Source organism: Paraplanobispora siamensis (genome assembly GCF_016863175.1).
Lineage (GTDB): Bacteria > Actinomycetota > Actinomycetes > Streptosporangiales > Streptosporangiaceae > Planobispora > Planobispora siamensis.
On sequence record NZ_BOOJ01000065.1, the window covers coordinates 31259 to 46033 of the forward strand.

The window sequence follows — 14775 nt, forward strand, 5'->3', positions numbered from 1 at the left end:
CGGCGTGGGCACCCGGCTCGACGAAGCGAGGGACAAGGGATGAGCATCACCCACCAGGTCGGACTGGATCACAGCGCCGCCATCTGGTACAGCGAACCTGAGGATTCCCTGCAGAGCCTGATCGAGACCTTCACCGGCCTGGACGCCGACGACCTGATCGACCAGGTCGTCGCGGCCGCGGCGACGGTGTGCTCGACCGGCTACTCGGGGCTGGTCCAGGTCGATCCTGTGCAGGAGAGCGCGACGCTGGTCCGGCTGCACACCCCGCCGGGAGACCCGCTGGCGGTGGAGAGCTGGCTCCAGGACGGTCCGGTGCTCAAGACTCTGGCGACCCGGTGCCATCCCATCCGCCTGCCGCGGGACAGCGTCCTGGGCCATCCGGGCTTCCTGGCCGTCCCGGTCCCGCTGGCCACCCGGGAGGAGGCCTACCTGTGGGCGGCCGGGCGTCCCTTCGACCACCGCGACGAGGACCTGCTGGTGCGCTTCGCCACCGCGGCCGGGCGCGCGATGGAGGCGGCCAGGGGGTTCGAGGCCGCCACCCGGCTCCTGCGGTCGGTGCACGCGTTCGCGCGCCGCCTGCCCCGCCTCGGCTCCGGCGCCCCGGGAGCGGGCCCGAAGTGATCCGCACCAGCTGACGACCGGCCGGGGGCCGGGCCCGCGTTCCGCGCCGGGCCCGGCCCCCGGGCATGCGTGCCGCGAACCGGGCCCGCGCGCCGTACGAAGATCCCGTCGGTCGGCGCACCGCCGTACGGGGTCCGCGGGCCCGCGCGCCGTGCGGAGAACCCGTCAGTCGGCGCCGAACTTGGCCCGCAGGCGCGCGAAGGCGGCGTCGGTGCCCTGCAGCGCGCGGTCGATGTCGGCGTCGGCGTGGGCGGCCGAGATGAACCAGTTGTGCCAGGGGTGGACGTAGACGCCCTCCTCCAGGCAGGCCGAGGACCAGAACATGCCCTTCTCCAGGGTCGCGTCGCCCTCGAAGGACAGCCACGGGATCTGGACCGGGCCGGTCTGGTTGATCACGAAGCCGTGGGCGGCGGCCTGGGCGGCCAGGCCCTCCCGCAGCCGGGTCCCCGCCCGCTCCATCAACGCGACGCCGTCGATGGCGTGCAGGGTCTCGATGGTGGCCTTGGCCGCGGCCATCGGCGCCGCGTTGAACCAGAACGAGCCGGTGGAGTAGATGGTCTGGGCCGGGCCCCGCAGCGCGTCCACGCCGGTGACGGCGGCGATCGGGTGGCCGTTGGCCATCGCCTTGCTGAAGGCGTACAGGTCGGGGCGGACGGCCAGGGTCTCCCAGGAGCCGCCCAGGTCCAGCCGCCAGCCGCCGCGCACGTCGTCGATCACCAGGGCGGCCCCGAGCCGGTCGGCCAGGGCGCGCAGGCCGCGGGCGAACTCGGGCTCGGCCAGCTCCTGGTCCTCGAAGGAGTCGTGCTTGAACGGCGTGACGATGATCGCGGCGACGTCGGACCCGTCCGGGCCCTCGGCCTGCGCGGCGGCGGCCTCGGCGCTGGCCAGGTCGTTGTAGGTGAACTCGATCAGGTCGGCGCGCTCGTTGGGCGTGGTGCCCGAGGGGCTCGGCGTGCACCAGGGGTCGGCGCCGTGGTAGGAGCCGTGGGCCATGAGCACCTTGGTCCGCCCGGTGGCCGCGCGGGCGATCATCAGGGCCTGGGTGGTGGCGTCGGTGCCGTTCTTGGAGAACATCACCCAGTCGGCCTGCGGGATGGTCTCCACCATCAGTTCGGCGAGCTCGACGTAGACCGGGCCCGGGCCGTTGAGGCAGTCGCCGACGGCCAGCTGGGCGGCGACGGCCGACTCCACGGCCGGGTGGCGGTGGCCGAGCACGATGGGCCCCCAGGAGCACATCAGGTCGACGTACTCCCGGCCGTCGGCGTCGAACTGGCGGCACCCCTCGCCGCGCACGAAGAACTGGGGGTAGGCCGGCCCGTGCAGGGCGGCGTTGAGGTGGCCGTACATGCCGCCGGGGACGACCTTGGCGGCCCGGTCGCGGAGGTTGGCGTCAGTGGACATCGCTGGGAACATCACCTTTCGTTCTGTCACGTGACCGCGCCGGGTCACAGGCCGGACGGGTCGACGCCGTCCAGGCCCGCGTCGGAGCCGAGGCCGCCGGCGACGCGGGCCGCCACGGCGGTGCCGAGCCGGGCCGAGCCGAGGACGTCGCGGCCCTGGGCCAGACCGGCGATGAACCCGGCGCAGTAGGCGTCACCGCAGCCGGTGGTGTCGACCACCGGCACGTCCAGGGCGGGCACCCGGGTGATCCCGGAGGCGGTCGCCACCAGGCTGCCCTCGCCGCCCAGGGTGACCAGCACCCCCTTGGGCCCCTCGGCCAGCAGTTTGACCGCGGCCTCCTGGGCGTCGGCGGCCCCGCTCATCATGAGCGCCTGCTCCTCGTTGGGCAGCAGGTAGTCGATGTGCGGAAGAAAAACACGTGCCCCCTGCATCAGATCGGGCATGTTGGACAGGAGGTCCATCGTGACGACCGTCCCCGCGGCCCGCGCCTCGTCCAGCAGGGCGAAGAACCGGGGGTCATGCAGACCCCAGGTCACGTCCATGCCGCCCAGGTGCAGGATCCGCGCGCTCCTGATCCGCTCGTGGTCCAGGTCGTCGGGCGACAGCACCAGGTTGGCGCCGGGCACGTGGAAGGAGGGACGGCCGCCGTCGGGCCGGATCGGCAGGATCGAGGCGGCGGTCTGCTGGCCGGGCCTGCGCACGATCCCGCCGACGTCCACCCCGTGTCTCGCCATGATCATCAGAAGGAAGTCGCCCAGCTCGTCGTCGCCGATCGCGCCGGCCGAGGCGACCTCCAGCCCGAGCTTGGCGAGGTCGACGGCGGTCCCGGCTGCGGCGCCCGCCGCCGTGATGCGGATCTGCTCCAGCAGGTGGGTGTCCTGGCCGGCCGGGATCGACTCCACGGGCCGGGCGAGCACGTCCACGATGTGCACCCCGACGGTGACGACAGTCATGGCGAGCCCTCCTCATGTCTTGACGGTCCTGAGCGGATAATAGACGGGCGCCCGAATACCATGTCAACGAGCAAGGCGGAGAGGACGGGAAAGTGCCGAAGATCGTCGATCACAACGAGCGTCGCGAAGAGGTCGTCGAGGCCGCGCGCCGCATCATCCTCCGCGAGGGGATCGAGGCGGCCACGACCCGCGCCATCGCCAAGGAGGCCGGGTACTCCAACGGCGTGCTCACGCACTACTTCGCCGACAAGGACGACATCATGCTCTCGGCGCTGCGCTCGTCGCACCGCCGCATCGTGGAACGGCTGCGCGCCAAGCTCTCCGGCCGCACCGGGCTGGCCGCGCTGCGCGAACTGCTCCTGGACAACCTGCCGCTGGACGACGAGCGCACCCAGGAGAGCGGTCTGGAGGTCGGCTTCTGGAGCCGGAGCCTGACCAGCCCGGCCCTGCTGGAGGCCCAGCGCGCCGAGGCGCGGGAGCTGCACTATCTGGTGCGCAGCCTGCTCGGCGCGGCGGCCGACGCGGGCGAGATCGCGACCGCCGAGGACCTCGACGACGTCGCCGAGCGATTGCTCGCCCTGGTCGACGGGCTCAGCGTGCACCGGCTGCTCTATCCCGACAGGCTGGGCGCCGGGCGGATGGAGAGGCTCCTGGACGCCGAGCTCGGCCGTCTCCAGGCCTCCCCCGCGTCCCCCCGGCCCGTGCGGGGCCGCGGGGACGGGGAGGCGTCCCAGAGGAGCGCGTGATCCCGGCCCGGTTCACCGGCCGGGCGGGAGCGTTCCAAGACGAGAGGTGATCCCGGCCGGTCGGTCCCGGCCGGGGCGGATCACAGGAGCGCGTAGACCCGGTCGGCCACTCCCCTGGCCGTGGGCCGCTTGGCGGCGTCCCCGATGCAGGTCTGCACCAGCTCGGCCAGCTCGGGCTCCAGGTCGCCGACTACCGAGGGCGCGGTGCTGTTGATCTTCCGCAGGGTCAGCAGCGGGTCGTGGGTGGGCAGGTCGCCGTACAGCCCCCTGCCGGTGGCCGCCCAGTGCAGTGTGGCGCCGAGCGACCACACGTCCCCGGCGGGCGTGGGCTTGTCCCCCTGCAGCAGCGCCGGGTCGGTGAACTCCACCGAGCCGATCCCGCCCATCCCGGTCACCGTCGCGCCCGGCGTCAGCACCTGCGACAGGCCGAGGTCCGACAGCTTCCCCCCGGTGTCGGTCAGCAGCACGTTGCCCGGGGTGATGTCGCGGTGCACGATCCCCTCCTCGTGGAGCGCCTGCGCGGCGTGCGCGGCGCAGGCCACGGCGCGCAGCGCGTGCTCCCGCGACGGCGGCTCGACCGGGCGGCTCAGCGACCCGGCGGGCAGGTACTCCATCGAGTAGTAGAAGATCCCTCCCTGCTGACCCGCGTCGTAAAGCGTCACCAGGTACGGCGAGCGCACCGCGGCGAACGCCTTCAACTCCCTGGTCGCCCGCCGGAAGGCGTCGGCGCCGGTGCCGCCGAGAACCTTCACCGCGACGAACTCGGTCTCCACCGGCAGTCGCTCGGGCTTTTTCGCTAAATAGAACTCGCCGTGATTGCCCGCCCCCAGCGATCGGACGAACTCATAATCGGCGATGCCTTCCACCGGCGCTCTCCCCTCCTTGCCGCCGATCCATTCCCGGCGGCGTTCTCCACACGGTAACGTCGCCTGGTCATTGTCGGGGCTTTTCTTCACTTACGGGAAGCGTGTTCACCGGTGCTCCACATGGATCTGCTCCTGCTCGACCTGGTGATCGTCCTGGCCGTCGCACGGCTGTTCGGTGCCCTGGCCCGGCGTCTCGGCCAACCACCGGTGGTGGGCGAGATCCTGGCCGGCATCCTGCTCGGTCCCACCCTGCTCGGCCCGCTGCTGGGTGAGACCCTCTTCGGCCCGGAGATGAAACCTCCGCTGCAGGCTCTGGCCAATGTCGGCCTCGTCCTGTTCATGTTCGTCGTCGGCCTGGAACTGGACCAGAAACTGGTGCGGGGCAAGGGCCGCATCGCGGTGACCGTCGCGCTCGGCTCGACGCTGCTGCCGTTCGTGCTGGGCTGCGGGCTCGCGCTGTTCATCGCCGGCGACCACGTCGGCGGGGACAAGACCCTGCCGTTCGTGCTGTTCATGGGGGCGGCGATGGCCGCCACCGCCTTCCCCGTGCTGGCCCGCATCCTCACCGACCGGGGCATGCAGCGCATCACTCTCGGCGGCCTGTCCCTGGCCGCCGCCGCGGTGATCGACGTGCTCGCTTGGACCGTTCTAGCGGTGGTGGTGGCCGTGGCCGGGGCGGGGGACGCCGAGGGCCAGTGGAAGGTCCTGCTGGCGCTGCCGTACGCGCTGGTGATGTTCCTGGTGGTCCGCCCCCTGCTGGCCCGGCTGGTGCCCGCCTACGAGCGGGCCGGGCGGCTGACGCCCTCGCTGCTGTCGCTGGTGCTCATCGGCCTGATCGCCTCGGCCTGGGCGACCGAGTGGATGCACGTGCACTTCATCTTCGGGGCGTTCCTGTTCGGCGCGGTGATGCCGCGCGAGGGCGCCGAGCGGCTCAACCACGAGATCCTGGAGCGCCTGGAGCAGCTGGCCGTCCTGCTGCTGCTGCCGATGTTCTTCGTGGTGGCCGGGCTCAACGTGAACCTGCGCGCGCTGGACCTGTCCAGCCTGGGCGTCCTGGCCGCGATCCTGGCGGTGGCGATCGGCGGCAAGATGCTGGGCTCCTACGCCGCGGCCCGCATGCAGGCGGTGCCCTCGCGGCAGTCGTGGGCGCTGGCCACCCTGCTGAACACCCGGGGGCTGACCGAGATCGTCATCCTCACCGTCGGCCTGCAGAAGGGCGTGCTCGACAACGAGCTGTACTCGCTGATGGTCGTGATGGCGCTGGTCACCACCGGCATGACCGGCCCGCTGCTGCGCAGGATCTATCCCGACCGGCGGGTGGCCCGCGACATCGCCGAGGCCGAGCGCGCCGCCCTCGGGGTGACCGCCGCGCACCGGGTGCTGGCCGTCGTCCCCGAGCCGCCCGCCGAGCAGGGCCCGCTGGTGGACCTGGCCGCCACCCTGGCCCGCGTGAAGTCCCCCTCCGAGGTGGCCCTGGTCCACCTGCGGCCCTACCCCAGCGGCCGGCTGGAGGTCGGCACCGGCCTGTCGTCGGAGCTGGCCGAGATGGCCGAGACGCTGCACGAGCTGGAGGAGCTGGCCGGCACCGCCAGGGTGCAGGGCTCGCAGTCCCGGGTGGTCAGCCGCTTCGCCACCGACGTGGCCGTCGAGCTGCCCGAGGTGGTCGGCGGGGCCGAGCCCGACCTGGTGGTGCTGCCCGCGGGCGTGCCCGGCTACGCCGAGGTCCGCGCCGCGGCCGTGTGCCGCGTGGTGACCGTGCTCTCCCCCGACCAGACCGAGGCCGCCGAGTTCGGGACCGGACCCGTCGCGGTGCACCACGGCTCCGACGCCGCCACCCACGTGGCGCTCATCCTGGCGCTGCTGCGCGACCGGCCGCTGGTCGTCACCGGGGGCGGCCGGGCCTCCTCGCTGGCCCAGCGGCTGAGCAAGCTTGGGGTGCGGGCCACCGCGGGCGAGGCCCCGGCCGGGGCGCTGGTCGTGGCGCCCGACAACGGGACCGTTCCGGGCGGCACGCACCTGCTGGTGCGCGCCGAGCAGGACGCCGACCCGGTCGACTGGGCCGCCGCGGTCGCCGCCCTGCGCACCCCGGTCGCCCAGCCCTGAGGGTCCCCCGGCCCCTGAGGACACGCGAGGGGCGGGCCGGGGCCTCATGGCCCCGCCCGCCCCTCCGCCGTGTCGCCGCTCTCAGCTGTTGCGGTGCGACTCGTAGCGCATGGTGCGCGAGACGCCGATGCGCACGGTCGTGCCGGGCGCGATCGTGACCGGCTCGTTCGGCGGGATGTCGTAGAAGTTCGGGTCGCCGGGCGGCTGGATCTGGGTGCCGTTGACCGAGCCCAGGTCGACCAGGTTGACGTCCCAGCCGTCCAGCGCCACACGCAGGTGGCGGCGGGACACCGAGCCGTCGGGGCTGGTGACCTTGGCCGGGCGGACCGCGCCCTCGGCGACCTCCGGGGCCCGCTCGGGGTCGCGCCCGAGCAGGTAGTCGGTGTCCAGGCGCAGCGTCATGCCGTCGTCCAGCAGCAGCACGCCCAGCGGCGGGCGCGGCCCCTTGTAGGGCACGAGCGTGCGCTGCACCAGCGCGATGCCGCAGACCGCGCAGTACGGCACCCGCGGGTCGTTGAAGTGGTCGTTCTTGCAGTCGACGCCGTAGACCAGGGGCCGCGATTCGGGCTCGGGCATCATCGGCATGTCCGGCGCGGTCCCCGAGGGGCCGGAGGGGCCGGGGGTCAGCAGCTCGTACTCGAACGACTCGTTGCGGACGTCGATCGGGTCGCCGCCCATCCCGTTGGCCCGTGCGGTGTCGATGTCCTCGTGCGAGGGCATCGCGGGGGCCGATCCGGACCCCGGCCCCTGGGACGGGACCGCGGGCATGGGCTCGGAGTGCCACCCCTGGGGAGCGGGGGCCTGCTGCTCCATCGGCGGGCCCGCCGGCGGGTAGGGGTCGGCCGGGCCCAGCGGGTACGGCGGCGGCCCCGCCGGGGCGGGCTCCATCACGGGTCCGGGCCGCTGCTCCATGGGCGGACCGGCGGGCTCCATCGGCGGCGGTCCCCAGTCGGGGGCCATCGACGGGCCGGGGGCCGGACCGGGTCCGGCTCCCATCGGGGACATCGGGGGCATCGGGGGCGCCTGGGACTCGGCCTGGACCGGTGCCGGGGCGGGCTGGGCCGCGCGCATGGGCGGCTGCGCCGCCTCGCCCATCTCCGCCGGGTCCCACTGGACCCCGCCTCCGGAGATCACGCCGCCGTCCAGCCGGGCGAAGCGGTGCGCCGCACCGGCGTCGGGCAGGCGCAGCTCGACCCGGGTGACCGGGCCGGGCACCAGCCGGTCGGACCAGGTGAGCGCGTCGCGCCCGGCCAGGCGCACCTCTCCCGCGGAACCGGTGACCGACGCCGAGGCCTGGCCGCTGACCAGCACGGCGACGCCCTCGGGCACGTGACCGGCGACGGCGCACGCCACGGGCTCGCCCATCATGGCGGCCAGCACCTGGGCGACGCGCCGGGCCAGGGCCCGCCCGTCGCCGCCCGAGGCCGCGGTCTCCCGCACCGCCCCCAGCAGATCCTCCGCCACGGCCTCGGCCGCGTCGCACACCAGCAGCAGCCCGCCCACATGGGCGACCAGCCCGTTGCCCGGAAGCGGACGCACCACCCCGAAGCCCTGGTCGGTCACAGAACTCTCCCTCCCCGGAAACGCCATCGGATGAACGGAACCCTCATCGGACCGTTCGCCACTAGCCACATGGATACCCAGACGACGGTGAAGTGCGTCCAGAACGCGGCCGCCGGAATCGGGTCGATGAAACCGACCGCACCGGACCGTAGCAAAAAGTACAGCAGAAGACCTTCGGGAACGAGAGTGAGCAAACCGAACATGGTCGGCCAGTCCTTCTCCCACCTGAACTGCATGAGGAAGTGATAGATCAGCTCCCAGACGATGCCCAGCACCCCCACCGCCACCAGGACGAGCAGACCGGTGACATAGAGCTCGCTGAGCGGGGCGGTCACGCCCGGCACGATCGGCATGATGAGCAGCGTGACCACCACGCCGACGGTGGCCAGCAGGAACAGGCGCGTCTGGATGCGCCCGATCAGGGTCGGAACCACGGAGACACTCCTTATACCGGCGAGTTGAAGGCCCACTTGAACCACTGCGCGGTCGAGCGCAGCGGCCCCATCTTCTTGACGAACCCGCGCCTGGCCAGGTCGTCGGCGATCTCCTGGGCCGCGATCTGCAGCCCGAGGAAGGTGTCGACGCCGGGGAAGTAGCCGCCGAGGGTGGCCGACCCGGAGGCGTACAGCGCGCCGTCGCCGTTGGCGGTCCCCTTCACCTCGAAGTGGCGCTCCACCTCCAGGCGGCCGACCGGATTGCGGTAGGCGCCGCTGTGCTGCAGCAGGTCCGCGAAGATGCGGTGCTCGGAGATGTCGGCCTCCAGTCCCGTGCAGTCGATGATGTAGTCGGCCACCGGCTCACGGATGATGCCGTCGTTGCTGCGCACGTAGCTGACCAGCCGGCCGTCCTCGGTGCGCTCCACCCGGTCCACCGTGCCCTGCACGGCGTGGTAGTAGCCGCCCTCGCGCCCGGCGCGCATCTGCTCCTGCCAGTGCCGCCGGTAGGGGGTGTTGGTGCCGCCCATCTGCTTGTACTTGGCCGCGCGCTCGGCGCCCTCCAGCTTGCGCATCTCCGCCTTGAGCTGGCCGCCCCACACCGACTTGGGATAGTTGAACCCCTGGTAGGCCCAGCCGTCGCCGCCCTTGCGCCGCGACCACAGGTGCGGGCCGTGGGAGCCGGTGATGAAGGTCCGGAAGATGTGGATGATCTGGGTCTGGAGCCCGAACTTCTTGCGGTCGTCGAACAGGCGCTGGAGCACCCGGGAGGCGACGATGCCGCCGCCCCGGATGACCACCGTGCCGGGCCGGGTCTTGAGGAACTCGTAGACCTGCTCGTGCGGCTCGTAGGCGTTGACGACGTGCTGGTAGTCGGAGTACTTCGTGCGGAACTCCTGCAGGTCGGGCAGGAACTTCAGGCCCGGGTAGCCGACCGCGATGTGGACGAACCGCGAGCGGAAGATGATGCGCTTGGTGGGCGCCGCCCCCTCGGGCGGGGTGACGACGGTGAAGTAGCCGCCGCCGGCCCTCTTGCGCACCATGCGGACCTGGCCCTTGACCAGCATGTCCCAGTAGTTGATGCGCTTGGCCTCGCGCTCCAGGTTCTCGAAGACGGTCCCGGCGCGCGGCGTCCAGTAGTCGTTCAGGAGCGGCTCGGTGAACAGCTGCCACAGGTAGGCCGGGTTCTTGTCCTTCCAGGCCTCCTCCAGCGCGTAGGAGGGGAAGCCCCACAGGTTGTCGGGGCGCGAGGAGGAGTCGGAGCGGATCCGCTCGCCGCGCGGGATCTGCGAACACCTGGTGAGGAACTCGTAGGTCTGCCACGGGTGGTCGATGTTGGAGATGACCCGCATCTGCGAGGTGGGGACCCCGTAGATCCGCAGATAGTCGACGGTCACGAACGACCCGATGCCCCCGCCCACGGTGAGGAAGGGGATGTCGTACATGGGAATGCCCGCGGACGCGACCATGTGGTCGGTCCACTCGGAGGTGCCGAGGAGTTCCGGCGTCAGGTCACCGGCCGAGGCCGGCGTGCTGGGGGGTGCCAATGTGATGCGTCCCTCGAAGATACGTGGCCAACCGGTTCAGTTGGCCAGAAGATTAGTCCCGGTCCGCGCCGAAAACGAGTGGGACAGATCGGGCGATCTTTTCCCCCGCGCCGATGTTCTGCCCCTTGTCTCGTTCCAACGCAATCTTTCAGACGTCTGAAAAGTGCCGGAGGTTCGCCCGGACACCGGTGAACAGGCTTCAGACACCGGTGAACAACCGGTTCACGTCCGACGTGGCGAGCACGCCGAAGATCTCCCCTCCGCGTTCGACCAGAAGATACTCCCCGGCGGGGCTTTCGCGCATGGCCTCGATCAGGGATTCTCCCGTCAGATCGGCGGCCAGCACCAGCGAAGGCTCGAGATTGCGGGCCAGCGCGCCGACCGCCACCCACGGGCGGCGGTTCTCCGGGGTGGCCTCCACCGCGATCTCGTTGACGATCCCCGTCGGGCGGCCCTCGTGGTCCACCACGACGATGGCGCCCGCCTGGGCCTCGGTCGTACGGCGCAGCGCCTCGGCCAGCGGCACGTCGGCGGTGACCGCGATGGCCCGCCGGGCCAGGGCGCGCGCGTTGACGTGCGGGATGCGCGCCCGCATCCGGGCCCCGCGCAGCGCCTGCGTGGCGCCGAACCAGATGAAGGAGGCCAGCAGCACCGACCAGATGAGCGGGCCCCAGCTCGGCTCCTGGCCGCTCATCAGCGACAGGGCGGCCGGCCAGACGACCAGGAGGACCGCCAGCCCGCGACCCACCCAGGCCGCGACGACCGTACCGGTCCCGGAGCTGCGGGTGATCTTCCACACTCCGGCGCGCAGCATGCGGCCCCCGTCCAGCGGCAGGCCCGGCAGCAGGTTGAACACTCCGACGATCAGGTTGGCGAGCCACAGCTGGTAGCTCAGCACGCCCAGGATCGTGTTGGGGTCCAGGAACCGGTCCAGCGCGAAGCCCGCGCCGCCCAGGCCCAGGGAGAGCAGCGGCCCGGAGAAGGCCACCATGAACTCCCTGCCCGGGGTCTGCGGCTCGCGCTCGATCTCCGAGACGCCGCCGAGCAGATAGAGCGTGATGCGCCGGACCGGCAGGCCGTACATCTTGGCGACCACGCAGTGCGCCAGCTCGTGGAGCAGCACCGAGACGTACAGCAGCACCGCGAAGACCAGCGCGACCAGGTAGGACAGGCCGGTGCTCAGCTCGGGCAGCCGCGAGACCACCGCGGGCTGGAAGGTGAAGGTGATGAACGCCGCCACGATGAACCAGGTCGGCGAGACATAGACCGGGATGCCGAACGGACGACCCATCCGCAGACCCGGGTTGTCCTGGCGCGGGCTCTCGCTGCTCACCGGTGGCTCACCACTCCTCGAATCACTCGGGCTCCGGCCTCGATGCTACGCGCCCGGGGTCGCGGGGGCCGCGCCACATCTGCACTCCGGGTCCAAACTGTCGCCGCGGTGACCTACAGTGCGGACATGTCGCTGACCGAGCCCACGATCATCGGAGCGCTGTCGCCGTCCCGCGCCGGTGACTTCATGACGTGCCCGCTGCTCTACCGGTTCCGGGTGATCGACCGGCTGCCGGAGCCGCCGTCGCCCGCCGCGGTGCGCGGCACGATGGTGCACTCGGTCCTGGAGCGTCTCTACGACCTGCCGGCCCCGGCGCGCACCGTCGCCGCGGCCCTGGACCTGGTGGAGCCCCAGTGGGAGCGCCTGCTGGCGGAGGAGCCCGCCTACGGTGAGATGTTCGCCGGCGAGCGGGAGCAGGCCGAGTGGCTGGCCCAGGCCCGCGCCATGCTGGAGCGCTACTTCACGCTGGAGGACCCCCGCGTCCTGGAGCCCGCCGAGCGGGAGCTGTACGTCGAGGTGGTGCTCGACGACGGCCTGATGCTTCGGGGTTACATCGACCGGCTGGACGTCGCGCCCACCGGCGAGGTCCGGGTGGTCGACTACAAGACCGGCAGCGCGCCGGGCCCCTCGTTCGAGGCCAAGGCGCTGTTCCAGATGAAGTTCTACGCGCTGGTGCTGTGGCGGCTGCACGGCTCGGTGCCCCGCCTGCTGCAGCTGATGTACCTCGGCGGGGCCGGTGAGGTCCTGCGCTACGCCCCCGACGAGGCCGACCTGCGCGCCACCGAGCGCAAGGTGCGGGCACTGTGGAAGGCCATCGAGCGGGCCCTGGACACCGGCGAGTGGGTGGCCAGGCCCAGCCGCCTGTGCGACTGGTGCAACTACAAGGACCTGTGCCCGGAGTTCGGCGGCACCCCTCCGCCGCTCCCGGCGCGGCAGCCGGGCGACACGGTGCGCAGCACCCGCCGCGCGACCCGGGCCGCCACCGACGAGATCTGATCGGTGCCCGATCCTCATCTGATCCGCGTCTGATCCGCACGTCGGGGTCATCCGAGGGGATGAGGGGGATTTCCCCCTGTAGCAGGGTGGCGCGGGTGACAGGACGCCTAAATTGATTGTGTGCGCAACACCCTGGGCACTCCGTCCCCCCGGTCCCGCGACCGCCGGCTGGTCCCGGACGCGGTGCTCGCCGTGCTGCTGGCGGCCGCCGCGGTCCCCCTCGCCTACCTTCCCTCCCCCTTCGGCTCCTCCTACGGCGCCCCCGCCGCGCCGGACTCCCCCGGCTGGCCGGGCCTGACCCTGATCGTGGCCGGGTGCCTGGCCACGGCGTTGCGCCGCCGCCGGCCGTTCCTGATGCTCTGCCTGGTCGTCCTCGTCGACATGACGCTGGCGGCCCTGTCCGAGGGCGGCTCCCTGCTCTGGCTGGCCACGTTGTGGCTCGTCTACACGGTCGCCGCCCACCGGGGGCTGGCGCTGAGCCTGTGCGCGCTCGCGGTGGGCTTCACCGGCCGTGTGGCCTCCGGGGCGCTGCGGGGCGACCTCGGCGACTGGAGCGCGCACCTGCTGGTGATCGTGCTCGCCACGGCGCTCTGGCTGGCGGGCCGGAGCCTGCGGCTGCGCCGGGCCTACCTGTCGGAGCTGCGCGAGCGCGCCGGGCGGATGGAGCGGGCCAGGGAGGCCGACACCCGCGCGGCCAGGGCCGAGGAGCGCTCCCGCATCGCCAGGGAGCTGCACGACGTGGTCGCCCACCACGTGAGCGTGATGACCGTCCAGGCCGCCGCGGCCCGCCGGGTCCTGGCCAGCAACCCCGACGGGGCGCGCGAGGCGCTGTCGGCCATCGAGAAGATGGGCCGCACCGCGATGGCCGAGATGCGCAACATCGTGGGCGTGCTGCGGACCGACCAGGGCGCCCCCGCCGAGCGCGAGCCGCAGCCCGGCGTGCACGGGATCCCCTCCCTGGTCGCCCAGATGCGCGAGGCGGGCCTGTCCACGCAGCTGAGCATGGTGGACGCCTGCGGCGCGCCCGCGGACGGCGGGGACCACGGCGGGGACCGGTTCGGGCCGCTGCCGCCGGGGGTGGACCTGGCCGCCTACCGCCTGGTCCAGGAGGCGCTCACCAACAGCCTGCGCCACGCGGGCGCGGGCGCGCACGCCTGGGTGACCGTACGGCACGAGCCGGGCGAGCTGACCGTCCACGTCGAGGACGACGGCCGGGGGGCGCATGTGGACCGCACCGCGGACGGCCCGGCGGACCGGGGCCGGGACGAGGGCGGGCGCGCCGGGGGCGGGCGGGCCGCGGCCGAGCGGATCGGCCACGGATTGGTCGGCATTCGTGAGCGGGTCGCACTCTATGGTGGAATTCTGAGGATCGGCCCGCGTCCGGAGGGCGGATTCGAGGTAAGAGCCCGGTTCCCTCTCAAGGACTCATGATGACGATCAGAGTGTTGCTGGTGGACGACCAGCCACTGCTGCGCACCGGCTTCCGGCTCATCCTGGAGGCCGAGCCCGACGTCACGGTGGTCGGCGAGGCGGGCGACGGCAAGGCCGCGCAGGACCAGTCGCGGGCGCTGCTGCCCGACGTGGTGCTGATGGACATCCGGATGCCCGGCGTCGACGGCATCGAGGCGACCCGCAGGATCGTCCGCGAGGCCCCGGGCGGCGCCCACGTGCCCCGGGTGCTGGTGCTGACCACCTTCGACCTGGACGAGTACATCGTGGAGGCGCTGCGCGCCGGGGCCAGCGGCTTCCTGCTCAAGGACGTCCCGCCGGACGAGCTGGTGCAGGCCATCCGGGTGGTCGCCGCGGGCGACGCCATCGTCGCCCCGAGCGTCACCCGGCGGCTGCTGGACAAGTTCGGCGCCCGGCTCCCCTCGGCCCACCAGCAGTCCACCCCGGCCCGCCTGGACCGGCTCACCGAGCGGGAGCTGGAGGTGCTGCGGCTGATCGCCCGCGGCATGTCCAACGCCGAGATCGCCGCCGAGCTGGTGGTGAGCGAGACCACGGTCAAGACCCACGTCGGCAACGTGCTCACCAAGCTGAACCTGCGCGACCGCGTCCAGGCCGTGGTCCTGGCCTACGAGACCGGGCTGATCACCCCCGGTGCCATCCCGTAACCGGCCCGGCGGGTCACCGCCTGATCGATCCCGGCGCCATCCTGTGACCGGCGATCCGCTGACCGGCCCGGCGGGTCCCCGCGGAGGCGCACGCCATC

13 protein-coding genes are annotated in these 14775 nt (G+C 72.5%); 6 read left to right on the forward strand and 7 right to left on the reverse strand.

The genetic code is table 11. The annotated features are described in order from the left end of the window. Positions 1–39: 39 nt before the first annotated feature. A complete protein-coding gene (locus tag Psi01_RS34970) occupies positions 40–621 on the forward strand; it encodes a hypothetical protein (RefSeq protein ID WP_204068438.1) in 582 nt (193 codons plus the stop codon). A gap of 165 nt (positions 622–786) precedes the next feature. Here Psi01_RS34970 and Psi01_RS34975 read toward each other — a convergent pair whose 3' ends face one another. Beyond that, positions 787–2022, reverse strand: coding sequence for an aminotransferase class III-fold pyridoxal phosphate-dependent enzyme (locus Psi01_RS34975; RefSeq protein ID WP_204068439.1), 1236 nt, complete (start codon positions 2020–2022; stop codon positions 787–789). Positions 2023–2066: 44 nt separating this feature from the next. After that, on the reverse strand, positions 2067–2975 hold the full coding sequence (locus tag Psi01_RS34980) for a carbohydrate kinase family protein (RefSeq protein ID WP_204068440.1): 909 nt from the start codon (positions 2973–2975) through the stop codon (positions 2067–2069). Positions 2976–3067: 92 nt separating this feature from the next. Between Psi01_RS34980 and Psi01_RS34985 the strand changes: the two genes are divergently transcribed. Beyond that, complete coding sequence (locus Psi01_RS34985) at positions 3068–3721, forward strand: TetR/AcrR family transcriptional regulator (protein WP_204068441.1); 654 nt, start codon at positions 3068–3070, stop codon at positions 3719–3721. 80 nt (positions 3722–3801) lie between these two features. Here the strand turns inward: Psi01_RS34985 and Psi01_RS34990 are convergent, their stop codons facing one another. Then, the gene (locus Psi01_RS34990) at positions 3802–4587 is read right to left on the reverse strand and encodes a serine/threonine-protein kinase (protein ID WP_204068442.1); all 786 of its coding nucleotides are present in this window, start codon (positions 4585–4587) and stop codon (positions 3802–3804) included. Between the two features lie 120 nt (positions 4588–4707). Here Psi01_RS34990 and Psi01_RS34995 point away from each other — a divergent pair, with 120 nt between their 5' ends. Further along, positions 4708–6690: a cation:proton antiporter gene (locus tag Psi01_RS34995; RefSeq protein ID WP_204068443.1), complete on the forward strand. Its 1983-nt coding sequence runs from the start codon at positions 4708–4710 to the stop codon at positions 6688–6690. Between the two features lie 81 nt (positions 6691–6771). Here the strand turns inward: Psi01_RS34995 and Psi01_RS44270 are convergent, their stop codons facing one another. From Psi01_RS44270 to Psi01_RS35015, 4 genes are all read right to left on the reverse strand, one after another. Next, positions 6772–8253: an FHA domain-containing protein gene (locus Psi01_RS44270; RefSeq protein ID WP_204068444.1), complete on the reverse strand. Its 1482-nt coding sequence runs from the start codon at positions 8251–8253 to the stop codon at positions 6772–6774. Further along, positions 8250–8687: a hypothetical protein gene (locus Psi01_RS35005; RefSeq protein WP_204068445.1), complete on the reverse strand. Its 438-nt coding sequence runs from the start codon at positions 8685–8687 to the stop codon at positions 8250–8252. Before Psi01_RS35005 ends, Psi01_RS44270 begins: the two co-directional genes overlap by 4 nt. 11 nt (positions 8688–8698) lie before the next feature. After that, positions 8699–10234 (reverse strand): hypothetical protein, encoded by a 1536-nt coding sequence (locus Psi01_RS35010; RefSeq protein ID WP_204068446.1) that lies wholly within the window; start codon positions 10232–10234, stop codon positions 8699–8701. Between the two features lie 199 nt (positions 10235–10433). Beyond that, on the reverse strand, positions 10434–11525 hold the full coding sequence (locus tag Psi01_RS35015) for a site-2 protease family protein (RefSeq protein ID WP_204068500.1): 1092 nt from the start codon (positions 11523–11525) through the stop codon (positions 10434–10436). A gap of 168 nt (positions 11526–11693) precedes the next feature. On the opposite strand from Psi01_RS35015, the gene Psi01_RS35020 reads away from it, so the two are divergent. From Psi01_RS35020 to Psi01_RS35030, 3 genes are all read left to right on the forward strand, one after another. After that, the gene (locus tag Psi01_RS35020; protein ID WP_204068447.1) at positions 11694–12563 is read left to right on the forward strand and encodes a RecB family exonuclease; all 870 of its coding nucleotides are present in this window, start codon (positions 11694–11696) and stop codon (positions 12561–12563) included. A gap of 120 nt (positions 12564–12683) precedes the next feature. Next, positions 12684–13994: a sensor histidine kinase gene (locus Psi01_RS35025; protein WP_204068448.1), complete on the forward strand. Its 1311-nt coding sequence runs from the start codon at positions 12684–12686 to the stop codon at positions 13992–13994. After that, a complete protein-coding gene (locus Psi01_RS35030; RefSeq protein ID WP_204068449.1) occupies positions 13994–14677 on the forward strand; it encodes a response regulator in 684 nt (227 codons plus the stop codon). Before Psi01_RS35025 ends, Psi01_RS35030 begins: the two co-directional genes overlap by 1 nt. Positions 14678–14775: the final 98 nt, after the last annotated feature.

What these genes read in the sequence shown, in the direction of transcription:
- Psi01_RS34980 (WP_204068440.1), bottom strand. Translation starts at nt 2,975, where the DNA reads ATGACTGTCGTCACCGTCGGGGTGCACATCGTGGACGTGCTCGCCCGG.
- Psi01_RS35030 (WP_204068449.1), top strand. Translation starts at nt 13,994, where the DNA reads ATGACGATCAGAGTGTTGCTGGTGGACGACCAGCCACTGCTGCGCACC.
- Psi01_RS34975 (WP_204068439.1), bottom strand. Translation starts at nt 2,022, where the DNA reads ATGTCCACTGACGCCAACCTCCGCGACCGGGCCGCCAAGGTCGTCCCC.
- Psi01_RS35015 (WP_204068500.1), bottom strand. Translation starts at nt 11,525, where the DNA reads ATGGGTCGTCCGTTCGGCATCCCGGTCTATGTCTCGCCGACCTGGTTC.
- Psi01_RS35020 (WP_204068447.1), top strand. Translation starts at nt 11,694, where the DNA reads ATGTCGCTGACCGAGCCCACGATCATCGGAGCGCTGTCGCCGTCCCGC.
- Psi01_RS34970 (WP_204068438.1), top strand. Translation starts at nt 40, where the DNA reads ATGAGCATCACCCACCAGGTCGGACTGGATCACAGCGCCGCCATCTGG.
- Psi01_RS34995 (WP_204068443.1), top strand. Translation starts at nt 4,708, where the DNA reads ATGGATCTGCTCCTGCTCGACCTGGTGATCGTCCTGGCCGTCGCACGG.